Below are 17,993 nucleotides of genomic sequence, written 5' to 3' on the forward strand. Positions count from 1 at the left end.
GATGGAGGTTTATAATGAAAGAACTGTATGGAAAATTAGTTTGTTTTATTATTTCAATTGGCTTAGTAGCTGGATGTGATTTGTCGGAACGAACTTCGAAAAGAGAGAAAAAAGATGTATGTGAAACGACAGAAAAATGCACACAAATAGGTGATGAAACGCTACAAAAAGTACATAAAAAGATAGATGGACTATCTGAACTAGAAGCAGCAGAAGATTATGATATAGAAGAGCATGAAAGTACGAATATGAAAGAAGCGGAAATGAAAAAAGAGGATGATGAAAATTATTTCTTTTTAGCTTCTTATTATATTGATGGTGATGAAATTGTAGATCCTTATTTCGATAAATTAGATCGCAAACGATTGAATAAGGTTTTCGCTGAAGATAAAGAAGCGAAAGAAGAGGTGTTGGAACAACGCCAAGATAGAGGGTATCATGGGTCGTTATGGGATATGTACAGTACTCTTATTCCAGCTAAGTATCGCAGCGACATAAAAGAATTTGATATGGTAACAGATGGCTACGATGGAATTGTGGCTCATGTTATGCCAAGTATGGAGTATCCGAAAGAGTGGGTTCTTAGTTTAGATACGCTTGATTCTGCAGTTAATATTGATCAAGTGATGAAAACATTAATTCATGAGACGGCTCACGTATTGACGCTGGGGAATAAACAAATACCAGTAAATGAAAAGTACTTAAAGGCTTTTGAAGAAGATAAAGATATTTCATCATACCAAAATAAATGTAAATCTCTTTTCTTACAAGAAGGATGTGCGAAAGAGAGCTCTTATATAAATCAATTCCATAATTTATTCTGGAAACCAATTGAGCAGGAGTGGACAGAAAAGAAAGTGGAAGAAAGCGAAGAAGCTCAAATTGAATTCTTTAAGGAAAAGCATGATGGGTTTGTTTCACTGTATGGAACGACAAATGTAGCAGAGGATATTGCGGATACATTTACAGCGTTTATATTACAAGATTCAAAAAAGGTGAAAGAAGGATCGGAATTAAAATATAAAAAAATTGCCTTCTTCTATCAATTCCCTGAGCTTGTAAAAATGAGAGCGGAAGTGTTAGCGGGATTATATGATGTTTCGAAAACTATAGAACAATAAAGTGGACGCTAATGCGATTGATGTGTTCGATATATTTTAGCCAAGGGAAAACGTGAAGAATTTTACTTCTTTGCGTTTCTTTATATTTATAAGATTGAAAATTCTGTCTTTTTTTAAAAAAGAAGAAGGAACTGAAGCTTTAAAATAGAATTAGTATAAAAATGTCACAAATTAGACACAATTATAATGCGCATATTATAGGGGCTATAAGTTTACTCTCGAGGAGGTAATGAAGCGTATGAAAACGATTCTTGCGGTTGCTGGTCTCATTTGGGTAATGTCTCACGGTTTTCCGATTTTTGAAGGAGAGCAAATTCGTAGTGCATTGGATAAAAAGTTTAATGATTATCATGTGATAGATCGAAAAGATAATGTCGTTACAGTGCGTGTGAAAGATTGTTTCCATACAGTTACGGTTGCGAATGGAAACGTTACAAATGAATCAAAAATGTGCGATCAAAGATAAAAGAAAGAAGCTGACTCTGGCGTATCGCTCTAAGTCAGCTTTTTTTTCGCTTTCCGATAAGGAGTTTTTCAAACGCCTCGACAAATACATACATAAGAGTTGCGAGGACGCAAGTGAGCAATACACTGAGCAAGACGAGTGTGAAGTTAAAGACTTGGAATCCATAGCTAATTAAATAGCCAAGTCCTTGTTTAGAAACGAGGAGTTCCCCAAAAATAACACCGACCCACGATAAGCCAACATTCACTTTTAACGTTGAAATAATTGCAGGGAAAGATGAAGGGAGAATAACGTGTTTATAGCATTGCCATTTATTTGCGCCAAATGTGTCCATGACCTTTATATAGTTGGAATCGACTTCTTGAAATGCGCTGTAAATAACGAGAATGGTAATGATGATGGAAATGATTACTCCCATTGCGATAGAAGATGAAATGTTTGGACCAAAAATAACAATGATAATTGGACCGAGTGCAACTTTTGGCATTGCATTTAGGACAACGAGATAAGGATCAAGTACGCGGGCTAAAAGTGGCATCCACCAAAGGAAAGTAGCGATAATAGCTCCGAGTACAGTTCCGAGAATAAAACCTACTCCAGTTTCCAGTAATGTCGTCCATATGTGAATCCAAAGTGAACCGTCAATCCATTTCGCTAAGAAGAGATCCCAAATGCTCGAAGGAGAGCTAAAGAGTAAAGGGTCAATCCACTCCTTTTTACTAGCTATTTCCCATAGCGAAAAAAAGAGGATGAGCAGTAAAAGCTGTAAAGAACGTGCTAACCATGCGCGTCTGCGTTCTTTTTTTCGAAACTGTTCATGTAGTTGTTTTATATTATCCAAGTCGTTCCAACTCCTTCCATATTTCTTGGAAGAGGGATGGGAAGTCATGGTGGTGGCGTGCTTCTAACGGTGATAAGGAACGAATACTTTCTGGGACGATGAACGTTTTTGCAATTTTTCCAGGGTTCGCCTGCAGTAAATAAATACGATCACTCATCGCGATTGCTTCTTCAATATCGTGTGTCACGAGTAGAGATGTTTTTTTATAGTTACGTAATAATGTGAAGACGAGATCTTCTAGTTTTAACTTTGTTTGATAATCGAGTGCGGAAAATGGTTCATCCAGCAATAAAATTTTTGGATCGGTCGCTAACGTTCGAACGAGTGCTGCACGTTGGCGCATACCGCCGGATAGTTCACGAGGATATTGCTGTTCTATATCATGCAAACCGACTTGTTGTAAAAGCTTTAATGTATGCTCTTTCGTATATTCGTCATAAATCTTCCGAATATGAAGTCCGAGCATAATGTTTTCTTCAATTGTTTTCCATGGAAACAAGTAATCTTGCTGGAGCATATAGCCCATAGATGGGGTCTTAGTTGTAATCGGTTCACCATCTAAAAATACGATACCTTCAATTGGATCAAGTAGCCCTGCGATGATGGAGAGGAGTGTTGTTTTTCCGCAACCACTCGGACCAAGAATAGAAATAAATTCTCCTTCTTCTACTTGTAAACTCATATCTTCAAGAATAAGTTTGGCATTTTTTTTTGCGAAAAAGCAGTGAGAAACGTTACGTATTTGTAAAAAGCTCATACACTTCGCCTCTATTTCTTAATAACGCTTTCGGCAATTTTTGTATTGACGAGCGTTTCATGTGGAACTTCTTTTTGCAATTCACCAGCTTCTTTCATAATCGTTTGGAGCTGTTTCCATTCAGAAGCATCTAATAATGGATTTGTCGCATAAGAATGTTGTTTTTTGTAGCGCTCAATTACTTTCACTGAAATGTCTTTTGAAGTGTCTTTAAATAGTGGTGAAACAGCATTGGCAATCTCTTCTGGACTATGAGTATCAACCCATTGCTGTGCTTTATATAGTGCACGCGTGAATTTTTCAGCAGCAGCTTTATCTTTCTTTAAGAAACTTTCTTTTGCCATAAACGTTGTATACGGAACAGTGCCAGATTCAGCTCCAAAAGACGCGACGATATAACCTTTTCCCTCTTTTTCCAGTATACTTGCAGTCGGTTCAAAGAGCTGTACAAATTCTCCCGTACCAGATGAAAAGGCATTTGCAATATTAGCAAACTCAATATTTTGAATTAAGTTTGTATCTTTGTGTGGATCAATGCCATTTTTCTTTAAAACGTATTCTCCAACCATTTGCGGCATGCCGCCTTTACGCTGTCCTAAAAACGTAACGCCTTTTACGTTATTCCAATTAAAAGAATCTAATTTTTTACGTGAAACTAAAAATGTGCCATCTGTTTGTGTAAGTTGGGCAAAATTAATGACAGGGTCTTTTGCTCCTTGTTGATGAACATAAATAGATGTTTCTGAACCAACAAGCGCAATATCGATTCCGCCAGATAAAAGGGCTGTCATCGTTTTATCTCCGCCAGCTGTTGTTTGTAAGTCAATATTTAAACCTTCCTCTTTAAAAAATCCTTTTTCAATTCCAACATATAATGGTGCGTAGAAAAGAGAGTGGGTAACTTCGCCAACGCGAATTTTTTGATCTTGCTCTTTCGTACTTTCCTTTGTGCTACTACAAGCAGTGAATGTGAAAACAGCTAATAACATGATGCAAAAAACGGTAATTAATTTTTTCACTATATGACACCTCCTAGAAGTCAATCTACAAGCATAATATGTAGGTAAGTGCCCATATGTGAGTATATATAGCAGGAATTTTTTGGGTAGTAAAGAAGTACAAATATAAGGGGTGATAAAATGGATTACGAATACGATGATAGCGTACATTTACATCTTGATTATTTCGGAACTGAATGTGATATGGAATCGATTGCTTATAAGAGGAAGCATGAAGACGTGTGGGATGTATATTTTAATTTTGGAGTATATGGTATTCAGAAAGATGATGTAGAGGCAGGAATGTTTATGGACGAATATGCCGGTTATTACGTTTTTTCTGTACATGCTCGTGATTTGAGTTGGGAATTTGGAAGTGCTCAGTTTGAAGAATGGGTTTTGAAGAACCATATAGTAGAAAAAACGCTTCAAAAATAGGGAGGAATTTCGTGGCCAGATTTCTCATTCTATTGTTCATTTTCGTAGTCGGATTTCTCATTATACAAGTGCTCATTTACCGATTTGCAAAGAAAAATATTCATAAGTATAAGGAAATGAAATGGATTCATATGTGGCTAGATATGACTATGAAAAAGGGGCCGAGATTAGATTTTTTTGATTTTATCTTTATAGTAATCGTGTGTATCATATGGAAAATATGGATGCTTCCTCTTATATAGTAAACATGCTAATCATTTCATCATTTTTTTCCTTTCATAAATAAGTAACAAAAAGAACCTGTCGCATTGAACTGTATCCCGAATCATGGGCACTTAAAAAAAGCCCATGATTCGGGGTTTTTGTGTATTTTTATCAAAAAACCTCGTTATCCTTAATCCATATAAAATATAGATTTTAAAAAAACTCCCCTTAAGCATCTAAAGGGAGTTTTTTAGGTTTATACATCAGTAAAATACTATTTTTAAATTACTATAAATCTATTTCTTTCGTGTTAGAACCATTACAACAAACCAAAATAAAATAACTAAACCTGCAATACCAATTGCTATTGGAGTGTTTAAACTTAATAAATAATCTACACCAAAATAGAAAATTACACAGATTAGAATAGCTAATACTATAACAAACTTGTCATTCATTAGAATACTAGTAACATTACTGCTGTATCTTTAAAAATCTTGTTCTTTATAATAAATTCCTCCTACGACATAACGTTTTCTTTTTATTTTTCTATTTTTTACCCTATATCCAAATAATAAGTTTATTGGAATTTAAATACAAGTCTCGTTGTCTATACGATTGTTTGGTATGATTAACCTGTAAAGAATTGTAAACTTTACAAGGTATATGATTGGAAAATTATGAAAAAAAGAATTGAAATTCCAAGAATATTGGATAGAAGTTTAATACATAAAACTTGGTTATCAAGTCGGAGGAAGGCACCTTAGGGTGTCTTTTCTTTTTTTCTTAAAGGACCTGCTCAATTAATGAGTAAAAACATAAAGTAAATTGAATCCGTTAAAATACATGAGTGACACCTTGTTTTCTCCTCTTATCTAAAGGAGGAACTATTATGGGCTTTGGTGGTAGTTGTAGTAGTTGTGGCGGCGGCTTTGCTTTATTAGTTGTATTATTTATTTTATTAATCATAGTTGGAGCTTCTTGCTTCTGCTAAAAAACTATCGGAAAAGACACTCTTATATGGGTGTCTTTTCTTTGTTTTTACTAATACAGACACAGAAAGCGCCTTTATACATTCTACAATCAGTCCATTTGTTGTTGTTGTTCTTTTTGTAATTTAAAATGGTAATTGCTAAATAGGAAGAGAGGATAAGAGTATGAGAAAGTAATCCAAATTCTAACGGCTTGTGAGAAATAATTCGAATGAAGAATGGAATATATAGCATGAAGTAAATAATGAGGAAAATGATTTTGGGAAATGAGAATGTAGGTGTATTCACATCGGAAACCCCCTTTTTCCAATTGTAGCATATAGTGTTACATGGGAAATTCAATGCATACGACAAATTACGACAATTGGGTTCATACATATTTGTTATTCTATTAAAGGTCATTATTTGTAATGTATATATAGGAGGATTTTTTTAATGTTAAAGAAATTATTATTATTTGTACTTACGGGCTTATGTGTAGTTGTTTTAACAGCTTGTAAAGATGAAGAGGACAAGCTGAAGGCAGCGGAAGAACAGAAAATAGATGAGAAGAAAGTAGAAGATAAGAAGGTAGAAGAGGAAAGTAAACAAGAACAACAACAAAAGGCAGCGGAAGAAAAGCGTAAGCAGGAAGAGCAGAAAAGAGTAGAAGAAGAAAAGCGTAAGCAGGAAGAACAGCAAAGAGTAGAAGAAGAAAAGCGTAAGCAGGAAGAGCAGCAAAGAGTAGAAGAAGAAAAGCGTAAGCAGGAAGAGCAGCAAAGAGTAGAAGAAGAAAAGCGTAAGCAGGAAGAGCAGCAAAGAGTAGAAGAAGAAAAGCGTAAGCAGGAAGAGCAGCAAAGAGTAGAAGAAGAAAAGCGTAAGCAGGAAGAGCAGCAAAGAGTAGAAGAAGAAAAGCGTAAGCAGGAAGAGCAGCAAAGAGTAGAAGAAGAAAAGCGTAAGCAAGAAGAGCAGAAGATCCAGCAACAACAGTCTGCACAACAAGAGAGAACACAGAAACAAGAAAAAACAACACAAGCAACGGGTGGGAAGCCGACAAGATCACAAATTTCGGTCGGTTCCCATGTAGTTATCCAATTAGATAAAGATTATAGTAAAACTGTGAGCGGTGTTGTGAAAGATATTTTAACAAACACGGAAACACATACGTACGGAATTAAAGTTCGATTACAAGATGGACAAATTGGCCGTGTTCAAAGTGTTGGGTAATGAAAAAGAGATTTCCTTTCTTAGGAAATCTCTTTTTTCTATTCGGTATGTACAAAAGGTAACAGATGACACTATACGGAGGGTGTACATGAGAAGACGTTGTGTACATAATATGTTATGTTTATATAAGTAATATTTTATTACGGTGCGGGGTGAAATTAATAAACAGAAAAGAGGGAATGAATTGAGGGATAATTATTCATTTCATCAGCCAAGAAGAAGTATATTAATTTCAGCGCTTTTAAGTGGTTTAGTAACCTTATATGTTGTACCCACACTTTTCTTGATTTTAAAACATTTTAGTTTAGATACGATGAAAGATATGTTAAATCAAAAAATTGTTTTAAGCATAATGACAATTTTGATGTGGGTTGTACTACTGTATGTTGCATATTTAAATAAAGGTATAGTTAATAAATTTAAACCGATTATTCGGATTTATATTAGAACTTTTTTAGTAGCTCATGCGGTTACTCTACTTTTTATTTTTATGCAAAATAATATGGACCTCTTCAATACAATGAATTGGATTTACAGCTATAATGCACAGTTTATATTTAGCTTAATTTTAATTTATGCGATATATGTCTTGGTTTACAACGTACTTGGAAAAGTTTTTTTGAGTACTATTTTGACAAGCAGTGTATTAATTATTTTGGCTATTGTAAATCACTTTAAAATTATTTTTAGGGGAGAGCCTCTATATCCTTCTGATTTTACACAGATTGGCCATATGCAATCTGTTATACCGATGGTGATGGAATATTTTAGTTGGATTTATATTTTTGTCGTTATCGTAAGTATTGTAGCTTGTATTATAGCGGGGGTATATATTAGAAAATATATTCAAAGTGTAAAGATTCATCCAGGAGTAAGAGCCTTATTAGTAGTAGGATCTGTTTTTGTTTTATATGTGTATGGTAATTTTACGAATACGTTTATGAATAAATGGTTTCAAAAGTCGGGTATAGAGTTCGTTTTGTGGAATCAAAATGAAAATTATGCTTCGAATGGTTTTGTGTTAGGCTTTATAAGTAATTTAGATACGACAGTCATTGAAAAGCCGAAAGATTATTCAAAAGAAAATATGCTTCAAATAGCAAACGACATAAAGAAACAATATGGTAGCAATATAGGGGCACAGAAGCAAGAAGAGAAACCAAATATTATTTTTGTAATGAGTGAATCGTTTTGGGATCCAACGAAATTAACGAATCTTTCCTTTAGTGAAGATCCTTTACCGAATTTGCATCATTATATAGAAAGTTTTCCAGGTGGACAAACTATTTCGCCAACATTTGGAGGGAATACTGCGAATGTTGAATTTGAGGCGTTAACGAGTTATTCAATGAGTTTGTTAAAACCAGGATCTATACCATATCAGCAAGTCGTTACAAATAAAATGGAAATCCCATCTATTCCTCGAACGTTGAAAAAAGAAGGGTATTACACAAGCGCTATTCATTCGTTCGGTCGCTCATTTTTTAAACGCGATGATGTATATAAAGTGTTAGGCTTTGATAATTTTAATGCACAAGATACGATGGAAAATGTAGAAGTTGATGGAGATTATATTAGCGATTTATCTATAAGTAAAGAGATAATAGCTGAATTAGAGAAGCAAAAGAAACCTACGTTTGTTCATGCAGTTACGATGCAAAATCATTTTCCATTTACAGAAGGAAGATTTGGCGAAAATCAAATCGAGATTAATGGATTAGAAAATGAAGAATCGAGGGCTGAATTAGAGACTTATACAGAAGGTTTAAGACGTTCAGATGAAGCTCTTCAATATTTAATAGAGCAACTAGATAGTCTAGATAGATCTACATTATTGGTATTTTTTGGAGATCATCTCCCATCACTAGGAACAAATAAATCTCTTTATAAAGAGACTGGCTATATAACAAATGAAAAAACGCCAAGTGAACGATTAGCAATGGCACAAACGCCATTATTAATGTATGCCAATTTTGATATACCAAATGACAATTTAGGTTTAGTAAGTCCAATTTATTTTTCAAATCTTGTCCTTGATTATGCTGGATTAAATAAGGTACCGTTCTATCAATTTTTATCGAAGTTATATGAAGAAGTTCCCGTACTTCGTGACGAATTGATGATAGGAAAAGACGGAGAAGTAATAAAAAATTTAACAGCGAAACAAAAAGAAATGTTAAAGCAATATGAGTTTATTCAATATGACTTACTCGCCGGAAAGCAATATAGTAAGGATATATTATTTAAATAAGCGAAAAAAAGAACTTGTATACGATACAAGTTCTTTTTTCATAGTATTTAACGGGGTAACCAGACAGTCTGGGTTTAGGGAGTATTACCTGTACATTTAGTATAAATTAAAATAGAATCGGTTTATTGATTGATTTGTGAGAAGTGTGTGAATTTTTTATTTAGTGTATAATTAGACAATTTGTTTAATGTGTAAAAAACTCTTTAAGATTTCTAAGAGTTTTTTTATTTAGGTATATATTAAAATTTCAGAAAAATCAGTTATAATTAAGATGTGTGGTAATTTTAAAAAAAGAGGTGGGATATTGAAGAGTTTTTGGGGCGAGAAAATAACAGAATTTATCATTAGTATCGTAGTTATTCTTACTGTGAGCTACGTACCATTCTATTTGTTTCTAGGGAATAAGCTTGATTTTATTACATATTTACAGAGGTTAGCTTCTCCAAAGGAGATTGCACATATTGATACGAACACTATGCAGTCAATTCCCTTTTTTGAACGAATTATTGAACCCTATACGTATTCTATGACTATTCTTTTTATCGCTACCTGTTTAACAATTATCCTTTCAATTGGCCTTTCATTTGCATATTTATTAGTTTCTTCTAAAGTTAAAAAGTGGATTGAGAGTTGTTTAATTTTAATCGAATCAGTTCCAGATTTGTTATTAATTTTTAGTTTGCAATTATTTGTTGTATGGATTTATAAACAGACAGGATATCGCTTCGTTACTATTTATGCGTTTAATGATGAACGTGCATATGTCTTACCTATTCTTTGTATGACGATTGTTCCAACTCTTCATTTTTTCCGTGTTATCGTTTTATTTTTAATGGAAGAGAGGAATAAGCCTTATGTGGAATTTGCTCGTGCAAAAGGATTTAGTAATAAATATATACTGTATGTTCATTTATTACGTAATATTATGTACCATCTATTAAATCACTTGCAGCCGCTGTTTTTGTTCATGATTTCAAGCCTTTTAATGGTAGAGGGAGCTTTTAATATTACGGGATATATGTCTTTCTTAATAAGGGCAGGCTCTTTAAATCCTTTAACGATGGCATGGTGGATTCTATTATTATTTGTACCATTCTATATTCTATTTGCTATTATACATTACCGAGTGAATCGTATTACAGGAGGGGCTTCTCATGATATATAGAAACTTTCGCTCCAAACGTTTTTTGTGTGGTGTTCTTTACTTTATAGGGATTGTTGTAATTAGTTATCTTATTACATGGTTTGGTAAGGATTTATATATGAGTAAGACAATATGGATGCGTGATACGAATGGGGATGTTATTGCTGCAGCTCCGTTTAGTCCGCTTACAATACCACCACTCGGTACAGATCGTAACGGTTTTAATTTGTTTTTTCAATTACTAGTAGGTGCAAAGTTTACAATTTTATTTGTATTTGGTGTATGTATTGTTCAAGTGTTTCTAGGCACTACATTAGCTCATACACCATCTATAGTACAAAAAAATTTTCGGAAAATATGTAAAGTATATTTCTTTATTCCGACAGTGTTATGGGCGATTTTGTGGATGTTCCCAATCATGTTACACAGTCAATTAACTGGGTTTAATATGGATATTATTATAAAGCAGTTTACTGTTCTTTGTTTTGCGCTGTTACCAGCTGTGATTCTTTATGTGAATCAAGAAATCAATTTATTTATGAAAAATGAGTTTGTTACAACTTCGAAAATATTAGGAGCTTCAAAGTTTCGGATTATTAGAAAGCATATATGGTTGTATTTAAAAGAAATTCTTGTCGTTCTTTTTTTACAGCAGTTTGTTCAATTATTTACGCTATTAATTCATTTGTCGTTCTTTGGGATATTAATTGGAGGACGAGGTGTAGATTATGATACGGGGAAACCATACTCACTTACGAATGAATGGGCGGGTTTAATTGGTCTATACAAAAATGAATTTTTAGCAGCGCCATGGATTGTCATTGCGCCACTACTATTCTTTACTGTTTCTATATTCGTTTTACATATGATGATCAAAGGAATAAAGAAAGAGCAAGGTAGTAGTCTATATTCTATGTATAAAAAGACAAAGAAAGAGCCATATGAACAAAGACAGAAAAAGAAGGAAATAGATAAATCATTGTTCATTCCGGTGTCTTCTAAATCGATAGAAAAAGGTAGTTAAGAAAAAGAATTTGCCCTTACGGCAAATTCTTTTTTTGTAAAGTAACTATGAATTTAAAAATTTAATAAGTTCTTTATTTAACTCATCCGCTTGATCGATAGGAGAGCCGTGCCCGCTATTTGTAAGAGGGTATATTTCAGAGTTTTTAATTCGCTCTTTTGTTAGCTCAGCGCTTTTATAAGGAATAAGTTGATCGTGAACACCGTGGAAGATTTTTGTTGGGACGTTAATTTTACTTAAGTCCTTCGTTACGTCTTCGTTTGCAGCAGCTTGCAAAATTTTGATGAGAGCATAGGAAGCGGACTGCATACCGAGATAAGAAAACCATTCTAACGTAGCGGCTCCTAAGTTTCTATTAAAAAATGATAAAGATACATCATTTAGAAATTTAGGCAAATTTACATACATTTGATTAATAAGGGTATCTGCTTGTTCTTTCGGTACGCCGTAAGGGGATTGTTGGTTTTTTACGAAAGAGGGGGAGACGGCATCGATTAATGCAAGTTTAGAAATATGGCGACCGTTATATCGTGACATGTATCGAATAGAAAGAGCACCGCCGACTGAGAAACCAACTAACGTAGCATTTTGTATTTGAAGTGCTTCTAATACAATTGCGATATCGTCAGCTAAACGATCATATGTGTAACCGGTCCATGGTTTATCAGATTGCCCGTTTCCGCGAATGTCCATGGCGACGCAGCGAAACCCGTGCTGTGGTAAAACATTGAATTGATATTGAAACATTTGGTGATTCAAAGGCCATCCGTGTACGAAGAAAACAGTTTTACTGTCAGGACCTGGGTTCATATCTTGCACAAAAATATGTACATCTTTTTCCACTGTAACGAACATGATATATCCTCCTCATGCATTTTAATAGGCTCTTTCCCAAAAGCGCTGTTTTGTCATTGCCTGAATAAATTCATTCGCAAGTAGAATAGGGTTTTGTTCTGTTATAACACCAGGTTTTTCTTCGATATTTAAAGATTGAATAATAGTAGTTCCATTTTGGAAAGCGCCAATGGGTTTAAAGTGATTATATGATTCTACGACAAATGAACTTGCTTTGTTAAGAAAATGATCATCAAGATTTCCACCAATAAGAAATAGCCCGTCATAAAGAAGCGGTGATCCTGTTAAGAAAGTATCATTCACTTCCCACTGTACATTTTGTGTTCCTTGCACTATACCTAATCGTTCGGAAATAATTACTGGCTGAAGACCGACTCGTTTGAATTGCTGTAGCATAGATTGTGCGTTTTGCCCGTCATACCCGTTTGCAACAATGACACCTACTCGTAATGTACTGGGACTAAATGTTGTATTTGCTATACTGAGTGCTGGGGATGATTTTGTGACATTAGATTCTTGAACATTTGGTACTGTTGCCCCGACCGCTTCTGCGACTAAAGTAGCCAATTCTGTACTAATATGACCAATCATACTTACGACTTGTTGGCGAACGGATTTACTTTTTACTTTTCCTAATTCAAAGGAGAAGGCTTGCATAATATGGATTTTTTCGACGTGACTCATACTATTCCAAAATAAGCGTGCTTGTGAGAAGTGGTCTTTAAAACTTGCAGCTGTTTCTCTCGTTTTATGTCCAGATACAGTAGAAGGATATGTAACAAATCCACCCTTTGTTCCGGGGACAGTATAAGGAGAATTATTAGCTAAGGAGTTATTATGGTAAGCGACTTTCCCTTTATCAATTATATATTTAGAAGCACCATCTCTTTGGTTGTTATGAAACGGGCATACCGGACGATTAATCGGTAATTCTTGATAGTTTGTACCGACGCGCGCCAATTGTGTATCTGTATAAGAAAAGAGCCTACCTTGTAAGAGAGGATCATTTGTAAAATCAATACCACGGACAATGCTTCCAGGATGCAGTGCGACTTGTTCTGTTTCAGCAAATACGTTATCAACGTTCCGATTTAACGTCATTTTCCCGATGATTTTAACAGGGAAGTCTTCTTCTGGCCAAATTTTTGTTGCATCTAATATATCGAAATCGTATTTAAATTCATCCTCTTCTTCTAAAATTTGAACGCCAAGTTCATACTCAGGGTAGTTTCCAGCATTAATATTTTCCCATAAATCACGGCGATGATAATCTGGATCAGCACCGCCTAGTTTTTGAGCTTCATCCCAAATTAACGAGTGAACGCCAAGCTTAGGCTTCCAGTGGAATTTTACGAATCGGGACTTTCTGTGCGTATTAACTAAGCGAAATGTATGAACGCCGAATCCTTGCATCATTCGAAAACTTCTCGGAATTGCGCGATCCGACATAATCCACATCATCATCGCAGCTGATTCTTGATTATTGGCGATAAAGTCCCAAAAAGTATCATGTGCTGTTTGTCCCTGAGGAATCTCATTATGTGGCTCGGGTTTAAGAGCATGAATAAGATCTGGAAATTTAATACCATCTTGAATGAAGAAAATTGGAATGTTGTTTCCTACTAAATCGAAATTTCCTTCTTCTGTATAAAACTTAACAGCGAACCCTCGTACATCTCGGTTCGTTTCATTTGCACCTTTTGATCCAGCAACTTCGGAAAAACGAATAAAAATAGGTGTCTTTTTAGATGGGTCTTGTAAAAAATGAGCCATTGTTAAGTCTTTTAAAGATTCATATAGCTCAAAAATACCATGTGCTCCGTAACCACGGGCATGAACGACTCTTTCAGGAATTCGTTCACGGTCAAAATGAGCGAGTTTTTCTCGCATAAGGAAATCTTCTAAAAGTGTAGGACCACGATCGCCGGCGGTTAAAGAGTTTTCATCATTTGAAATTTTGACACCTGTATTCGTTGTCATCTCATTTCCTTCATTGTTTTTCGTAAAGGATTGTAACTGTTCTATCTTCTTATTGTCCGGGCTATCCATATAAAGCACCTCCCATACTATACGTATTATTGTTCATGTTTTTTATGCTTACATATGGTCTGGAGAAGTATATTATCTATGGATTGATTTTCCTCATTTGTTCAATTTATCTTTGTTTGTCTATGAAAATCATTTATTATAATAAATGGTATTCTTTTGAAGGGGTGTTGAAGTGGAAGAGAGTTTTCTATCAGTTAAAGAAGAAAAGACAAACGCTAAGATTTTCTTATGGGTAATACATGTTATTTTAATTGTATATGAGGTTACATACACGATTATAATAGAAGGTACAATGCCTTTAGGAAATTGGCATAAAGTGATATGGAAGCTTGCATATATTATGGTTATATTAGGTATTAGTGTTTATTTATTTGAGAGAGGAAAAGCATATTTAGTTAAATATACATATTTATTTGCATACATGATCGCAGAGATTTTTAATATTGGATGGTATGCTTTTTGTAATACAATAGCATTTGATGAAGGGAATGTAATTGAATTTATTTTCATTTTCTTCGTACCGATATTTTTGAGTAAAAGATATTTATTTATCTTAGCGCCATTTCTTATAGGGAAATATATGATATACCTATTTGTATTTGGAGAACTTAACTTGTTTATACCTCTTGTTATCAATATGTTGTTGCTTTTTGTGTCATTTATTATTTTAAATCGATTTTTACAATATCTTTCAGCAGTAAAGGGACGTATTGCAGAGGCAAGCCAGTCACAAAAATTGGCGGTTATCGGAAAAATGGCAGCGACAGTTGGGCATGAAATTAAAAATCCACTTGCTTCATTAAAAGGGTTTACGCAATTACAAAAAGAGAAACACGAAAAAGATGCAACATATGGACAAATGATTCTTGAAATAGAAAATATGAATAACATGATTAGTGAATTAATGGAGATTGCTGCATGTAAACCTTCTGTTTATGAAAAACACATTGTAAGTGATGTTTTAGTACAAGCAGTAGAAAATATGCGCGGAAAAATGGACGAATTAAATATAAATTGCATATTTAATGAAGAGAAAAATAGAAGTGGAATTGAATGTGATAAACGCAAATTAAAAGGAGTATTTTTGTATGTTATTAAAAATGCTTTAGAGGCAATGGAACATGGTGGAACATTAAAAATACAAGTTGAAAATAAAAAAAGAGATTACGTAATAGTAAGTATAGTAGATAGTGGCTTTGGGATAAAAAAGGATAATTTAGGAAGAGTTAAGAATGCTTTTTATACAACAAAGCAAGATAGAATTGGATTAGGTCTTACGGTAGCAGAGCGAATTATTACGGAGCATCTTGGAGAATTACATATTTCTAGTGAAGTAAAAAAGGGAACGAGAGTAGAAATACTGCTCCCGAAAAAACGTAAGCGCAATGTGACACAAGATTAAGAGGGCTTGTTAAAGGAGTTATCATATGGAAAAAGGCAATATATTTGAAAAAGAAGAGATAAAGGCGTTAAAAATATTTTTAAGCTTATTCTTCTTTATATTTTTTGCGTATGATTTTTCTGAAAAGGCTATTGTTCTTTTATCAGATGAAAATCAAAAACTAGCAGATGTTTTTGGAGAAGGCTTAGGTCTATGGCTATATATTTTGATGATTGGATTATTCCTTGTCGGACTTTATATTATAAAATTGGAAAAGCCGTATATTGTGAAGTATATTATTTTAATTGGCTATAATATATTGGATTTTATTAATAACTTCATTATTTATTACGGAAGTGATGCGGAATTTGATGGCGGGAATATAGTAGAAGGATTCTTTATTTTATTTGCACCGATATTTGTGAATAAGAGGTACTTTTGGTTAGTTGCCGGAACTATTGTTGGAAAATATGTACTTATGGGATTCGTTGTTCAATCCTTTATCGTTTTTATCCCAATGGGATTATACAGCGCGTTTGTTATTATATGTTGGATTATATTCTTAAGATTCCAATCTTACGTTCGTACACTTGAAATGATGGACAAAGAAATACAAAAGGTAGAAAAATTAGCGATGGTTGGAAAAATGGCAACAGTAATTGGCGATAAGATTAGAAGACCGTTAGAAAAATTGAAAAAACTTGTGAAGAAGCAAGCAAAAAAACATCCAGAAGATAAGATTTATAGTGAAATTATGAGACAGGAAATAGAGCGAATTTATACAATAGCTACAGAACTCAGTGGGTTTGAGAAATCTAAATCGATAGAGTCAGAAACTCATAATATTAAAGAAATTATCTCTTATGTTATCAGGGTTATGGAAAAGCCAGCTTTAGAACAAGGGATAAAAATGCATGCTATTTATAGTAAAGATATCCCTTCAATTACATGCGATGAAAAACGATTGAAACAAGTATTTTTTAATTTAATAAAAAATGCGATTGAAGCAATGTCAGTTGGCGGAACTATTACTGTGAAAGTTATAGTGGAAGATGTAATCATTGTGCAAATTATAGATGAGGGATGCGGCATTCCAAAAGATAAAATTCCGAAGCTAAATGAAGCTTTTTACACAACGAAAGAAACTGGAACAGGCTTAGGATTAGTAGTTACGGAAAATATTATTAAAGATCACCACGGTAAATTGAACTTTGAAAGTGAAGTTGGAGTTGGAACGACTGTTGAGATTATATTGCCGATTTAATGATAGTGTAAGAGATAAATAGAAAACATCACTTAATTAAAAGTGATGTTTTTTTGATTTATCTTGCGTTAAGATCCAATTGGTTCAACCAATAATCAGTAGGGAAGATCCCCCTACTGATTAAAGTTTTTTCTATAGAGTACAGTTTAAATAGAGGTAATTAGAAAAATGGAGTATATAGCACTGTCAGTAATCCCAGGGCTAATATAAAGGCATAATGCATCTCCTCTTGAAACTGGATTTCCAGTTGTTGTACTAGTCCAAATAACAGTGGCAGGTCCTGGTAAAGGGATAGGATCATACACTTGAACTAGCTGTGATCCAAAGTCTGAAGGAGTAATAGTAAACGTGATTGTTCCAGTGATTTTAGCCGTAGTGGTAAAAGTAATAGTAGATATAACGTGATTAGAGGTAGGGGCGGAAAGGTTTGTTGGGACATTAGTGCAGATTTGAATTGTATAAACTTCTATAGGCAAATTATTTACATTTATAGATGCAGAAAAACCAGCTATATTTCCAGATCCAGCAACTACATAAGGAATAATATTGGAACCAACTGCTGGAGCACCTGCTATACGTTGAAACTCAGTGTTAGTTCCTTGGAAAAGGATGCTTTTTGCTGAACTGCTTCCAGCGGGTCCAGTACTACCGGTAGTCCCAGTAATGCCAGTAGGTCCAGTGCTCCCGGTAGTCCCGGTGTTCCCAGTAGGTCCAGTACTCCCGGTAGTCCCGGTGTTCCCAGTAGGTCCAGTGCTCCCGGTAGTCCCGGTGTTCCCAGTAGGTCCAGTGCCTCCGGTAGTCCCAGTGATGCCAGTAGGTCCAGTGCCTCCGGTAGTCCCAGTGATGCCAGTAGGTCCAGTGCTCCCGGTAGTCCCGGTGTTCCCAGTAGGTCCAGTGCTCCCGGTAGTCCCGAGTCGGACTCGGCCGTAGTCGGTCCGACGTCGGTCCGTCCCGGTAGTCCCCGTAGGTCGGACTTCGGCCGTACGTTACGGTCCCCGTAGG

Annotated in this window: 16 protein-coding genes and 1 pseudogene; 11 read left to right on the forward strand and 6 right to left on the reverse strand. The window is 34.7% G+C overall.

From position 1 onward, the window contains the following. Positions 1-14 precede the first annotated feature (14 nt). Together CDB3_RS26660 and CDB3_RS26665 are read left to right on the forward strand one after the other, a co-directional pair. The gene (locus tag CDB3_RS26660) at positions 15-1,121 is read left to right on the forward strand and encodes a recombinase family protein (RefSeq protein WP_128856551.1); all 1,107 of its coding nucleotides are present in this window, start codon (positions 15-17) and stop codon (positions 1,119-1,121) included. A gap of 238 nt (positions 1,122-1,359) precedes the next feature. Next, on the forward strand, positions 1,360-1,587 hold the full coding sequence (locus CDB3_RS26665; protein WP_097829578.1) for a hypothetical protein: 228 nt from the start codon (positions 1,360-1,362) through the stop codon (positions 1,585-1,587). Positions 1,588-1,621: 34 nt separating this feature from the next. On the opposite strand, the gene CDB3_RS26670 is transcribed toward CDB3_RS26665, so the two are convergent. From CDB3_RS26670 to CDB3_RS26680, 3 genes are read right to left on the reverse strand one after another with little or no spacing between them, the layout of a single operon-like run. Continuing rightward, positions 1,622-2,428, reverse strand: coding sequence for an ABC transporter permease (locus CDB3_RS26670; protein ID WP_128856552.1), 807 nt, complete (start codon positions 2,426-2,428; stop codon positions 1,622-1,624). Further along, positions 2,421-3,185, reverse strand: coding sequence for an ABC transporter ATP-binding protein (locus CDB3_RS26675; protein ID WP_128856553.1), 765 nt, complete (start codon positions 3,183-3,185; stop codon positions 2,421-2,423). Before CDB3_RS26675 ends, CDB3_RS26670 begins: the two co-directional genes overlap by 8 nt. 11 nt (positions 3,186-3,196) lie before the next feature. Continuing rightward, positions 3,197-4,204, reverse strand: coding sequence for an ABC transporter substrate-binding protein (locus tag CDB3_RS26680; protein WP_128856554.1), 1,008 nt, complete (start codon positions 4,202-4,204; stop codon positions 3,197-3,199). Between the two features lie 120 nt (positions 4,205-4,324). Between CDB3_RS26680 and CDB3_RS26685 the strand changes: the two genes are divergently transcribed. The 7 genes from CDB3_RS26685 (at position 4,325) to CDB3_RS26720 (ending at position 11,442) form a co-directional block, all read left to right on the forward strand. Then, positions 4,325-4,621, forward strand: coding sequence for a DUF3986 family protein (locus CDB3_RS26685; RefSeq protein ID WP_097808238.1), 297 nt, complete (start codon positions 4,325-4,327; stop codon positions 4,619-4,621). Positions 4,622-4,632: 11 nt separating this feature from the next. Continuing rightward, positions 4,633-4,863, forward strand: coding sequence for a hypothetical protein (locus tag CDB3_RS26690; RefSeq protein WP_128856555.1), 231 nt, complete (start codon positions 4,633-4,635; stop codon positions 4,861-4,863). An 854-nt stretch (positions 4,864-5,717) separates the two neighbouring features. Next, positions 5,718-5,819 carry a YjcZ family sporulation protein gene (locus tag CDB3_RS26695; RefSeq protein WP_000505688.1) on the forward strand — a complete coding sequence of 34 codons (102 nt, stop codon included), beginning with the start codon at positions 5,718-5,720 and terminating at the stop codon, positions 5,817-5,819. A 433-nt stretch (positions 5,820-6,252) separates the two neighbouring features. Then, a complete protein-coding gene (locus tag CDB3_RS26705) occupies positions 6,253-7,023 on the forward strand; it encodes a YwbE family protein (RefSeq protein WP_128856557.1) in 771 nt (256 codons plus the stop codon). Between the two features lie 184 nt (positions 7,024-7,207). Further along, on the forward strand, positions 7,208-9,274 hold the full coding sequence (locus CDB3_RS26710; protein WP_128856558.1) for an LTA synthase family protein: 2,067 nt from the start codon (positions 7,208-7,210) through the stop codon (positions 9,272-9,274). A gap of 304 nt (positions 9,275-9,578) precedes the next feature. Further along, positions 9,579-10,439 (forward strand): ABC transporter permease subunit, encoded by an 861-nt coding sequence (locus CDB3_RS26715; RefSeq protein ID WP_128856559.1) that lies wholly within the window; start codon positions 9,579-9,581, stop codon positions 10,437-10,439. Further along, complete coding sequence (locus CDB3_RS26720; protein ID WP_128856560.1) at positions 10,429-11,442, forward strand: ABC transporter permease subunit; 1,014 nt, start codon at positions 10,429-10,431, stop codon at positions 11,440-11,442. The genes CDB3_RS26715 and CDB3_RS26720 overlap by 11 nt, the downstream gene beginning before the upstream one ends. A 45-nt stretch (positions 11,443-11,487) precedes the next feature. On the opposite strand, the gene CDB3_RS26725 is transcribed toward CDB3_RS26720, so the two are convergent. Both CDB3_RS26725 and CDB3_RS26730 read right to left on the reverse strand, forming a co-directional pair. After that, positions 11,488-12,297 (reverse strand): alpha/beta fold hydrolase, encoded by an 810-nt coding sequence (locus tag CDB3_RS26725; protein WP_128856561.1) that lies wholly within the window; start codon positions 12,295-12,297, stop codon positions 11,488-11,490. 21 nt (positions 12,298-12,318) lie between these two features. Continuing rightward, entirely contained in the window at positions 12,319-14,346 is a 2,028-nt protein-coding gene (locus CDB3_RS26730) for a catalase (protein ID WP_128856562.1), read from the reverse strand. A 172-nt stretch (positions 14,347-14,518) separates the two neighbouring features. Here CDB3_RS26730 and CDB3_RS26735 point away from each other — a divergent pair, with 172 nt between their 5' ends. Both CDB3_RS26735 and CDB3_RS26740 read left to right on the forward strand, forming a co-directional pair. After that, on the forward strand, positions 14,519-15,748 hold the full coding sequence (locus tag CDB3_RS26735) for an ATP-binding protein (RefSeq protein WP_128856563.1): 1,230 nt from the start codon (positions 14,519-14,521) through the stop codon (positions 15,746-15,748). 25 nt (positions 15,749-15,773) lie between these two features. Next, entirely contained in the window at positions 15,774-16,991 is a 1,218-nt protein-coding gene (locus tag CDB3_RS26740; RefSeq protein ID WP_128856564.1) for an ATP-binding protein, read from the forward strand. A gap of 146 nt (positions 16,992-17,137) precedes the next feature. Here CDB3_RS26740 and CDB3_RS33175 read toward each other — a convergent pair. After that, positions 17,138-17,902 (reverse strand): annotated as a pseudogene (locus tag CDB3_RS33175) (collagen-like protein); the annotation flags it as partial. Positions 17,903-17,993: the final 91 nt, after the last annotated feature.

This window comes from Bacillus sp. CDB3, assembly GCF_002081505.1.
Classification (GTDB): Bacteria; Bacillota; Bacilli; order Bacillales; family Bacillaceae_G; genus Bacillus_A; species Bacillus_A cereus_AT.

Excerpts from the sequence above, each read along its gene's own strand:
- CDB3_RS26660 (WP_128856551.1), top strand. The coding sequence starts at position 15 with ATGAAAGAACTGTATGGAAAATTAGTTTGTTTTATTATTTCAATTGGC.
- CDB3_RS26665 (WP_097829578.1), top strand. The coding sequence starts at position 1,360 with ATGAAAACGATTCTTGCGGTTGCTGGTCTCATTTGGGTAATGTCTCAC.
- CDB3_RS26675 (WP_128856553.1), bottom strand. The coding sequence starts at position 3,185 with ATGAGCTTTTTACAAATACGTAACGTTTCTCACTGCTTTTTCGCAAAA.
- CDB3_RS26685 (WP_097808238.1), top strand. The coding sequence starts at position 4,325 with ATGGATTACGAATACGATGATAGCGTACATTTACATCTTGATTATTTC.
- CDB3_RS26695 (WP_000505688.1), top strand. The coding sequence starts at position 5,718 with ATGGGCTTTGGTGGTAGTTGTAGTAGTTGTGGCGGCGGCTTTGCTTTA.
- CDB3_RS26705 (WP_128856557.1), top strand. The coding sequence starts at position 6,253 with ATGTTAAAGAAATTATTATTATTTGTACTTACGGGCTTATGTGTAGTT.
- CDB3_RS26720 (WP_128856560.1), top strand. The coding sequence starts at position 10,429 with ATGATATATAGAAACTTTCGCTCCAAACGTTTTTTGTGTGGTGTTCTT.
- CDB3_RS26725 (WP_128856561.1), bottom strand. The coding sequence starts at position 12,297 with ATGTTCGTTACAGTGGAAAAAGATGTACATATTTTTGTGCAAGATATG.
- CDB3_RS26730 (WP_128856562.1), bottom strand. The coding sequence starts at position 14,346 with ATGGATAGCCCGGACAATAAGAAGATAGAACAGTTACAATCCTTTACG.
- CDB3_RS26740 (WP_128856564.1), top strand. The coding sequence starts at position 15,774 with ATGGAAAAAGGCAATATATTTGAAAAAGAAGAGATAAAGGCGTTAAAA.